This window comes from Catenulispora rubra, from assembly GCF_015356825.1.
Lineage (GTDB): Bacteria > Actinomycetota > Actinomycetes > Streptomycetales > Catenulisporaceae > Catenulispora > Catenulispora rubra.
In genome coordinates this window covers 1-1,622 of record NZ_JAACYW010000601.1, presented here as the reverse complement: position 1 = coordinate 1,622, position 1,622 = coordinate 1, and the positions used below count along the sequence as shown (strand labels likewise).

At 70.7% G+C, this 1,622-nt stretch carries 1 protein-coding gene; it reads right to left on the bottom strand.

The features are described 5' to 3' along the window. Positions 1-371 precede the first annotated feature (371 nt). A partial coding sequence (locus tag GWK61_RS54430; RefSeq protein WP_228564562.1) for a substrate-binding domain-containing protein occupies positions 372-1,622 on the bottom strand: 1,251 nt, incomplete at its 5' end.

Below are 1,622 nucleotides of genomic sequence, written 5' to 3'. Positions count from 1 at the left end.
GGCGGTGGTCAGGGCCGGGTCGGCGAGGGTGATGGTGCGCATCGCGTGGCGCGGGGGGTGCAGGGCGGTGCCGCCGAGGTTGCGGTGCTGGGGGCAGCGGGTGCCCGGTTCGCGGACGTGGCGTTGGCACGGGCTTCCGTCGCGTGTCGGCGCGCCGCAGTGAAATGCCATGGAGGCAGTTTCCCGATTCCGGCTCGGGTCTGTCATGCGGTTCGTACCAGATCGTTAACACGGGAATCCCGTAGTGGGCGGCCGGTGGCCCTTCGCGTCCTTACGCCAGCCATACACGGGCCTTGCGATGATCGCGCCGGAAGCCATGTCAGCGCGTCGCGACGTGTGGTGGTACGCGCCTCAGTGCGCCTCAGTGCGTCTCAGTGCGTCTCGGTGCTCCCCAGAATCGCCGACGTCATCTGCCCCATGTCGCTGAAGTGGACGGCCGCGCCGCCGGTGACCGCCGTGATCTTGTTCAGCAGCGTCAGATCCACGTCCGCTCCCAGCGCCACCACGAACACCCGCACCGGCCGCGCCGGATCGACCGCGGCCTGCAGCTTCGCAATCAGCTGGTCCGAACTCATGCTGTTGAGGTTGTCGTCCTTCCCGTCGGTGAAGACTGCCACGGTGTTCACCCGCGTCGGGTCCCACCCCTTCTGCACCGCCTGGTACGCCGCCAGCACCGCGTCGTACAGCCCGTTGCGCGACCCCGGCTTGTCCGCCAGCGCCCCGTACGCCGCCGCCATCCGCTGCCCGTGCGTGGCCCCGCCGGCGTCCGCCGCGCCCAGCTCCGCGATCGGCAGCACCTGGTCGATGACCGTCGAGCCGTCCGCGTCGCGCGTGGTGGTGAACGTCCACAGCCCCATCGCCGCGTGGCTGCCGAACAGCGTCATCGCCTTCTCACTCGCCCCCGCCGTCAGCTCCAGCCGCGTCTGCCCGGTCCCGGCCACCGTCTGCGCCATCGACCCCGACACGTCCACCACCGCCAGCATCCGCAGCTGCCGCGTCAGCGTCGCCCACAGCGCCAAAGCCTGCGGCGCCTGCCCGTGGTCGGCCCGCGTGGCCGCCGCCAGCCGGCTCCCGTGCAGCTCCGGATCCGCGGCCAGCACCTGCGACGGCGCCCCGTCCGGCGACCGGAACCCCTGCTGCCGCAACGCGTCCTGAGCTGTCGTCCGCAAGAACGTCAGCAGCGCGTTCGCCGCCATCGCGTGCGCGTTGTCCGCGCCGTTGAGCACCACCAGCGGATAGTCCAGCGACGCCGAACCGTCCGACGGATACAGCGCCGCCAACGGCACCGCGGGCTTGCGGCTGTTGTACCGGAACACCTCCTGCTCCGACGCCGGGAACGCCGCGACGTTCGCGGCTGGCTTCCCCATCAACGCCGTCATCGAGCCCGCGACGTTGTCCGCCATCGACTTGACGAACCCGGTGATCCCGACCTTCAGCTGCGGATCGTTCACCGCCTGCGCCAACATCCCGTCCAGCACGATCAGCGCCGACAGCCCCGCGCCGTCGTGCGTCGGATCGGCGATCGCCACCACCGGCGCCGCACCGGCCTTCGGGTTCTGAGCGTTCGGCGTGCCCTGGCTCTGTGTCAGTGCCAGCTTCACCAACTGCTCCCAGCTGAAAGC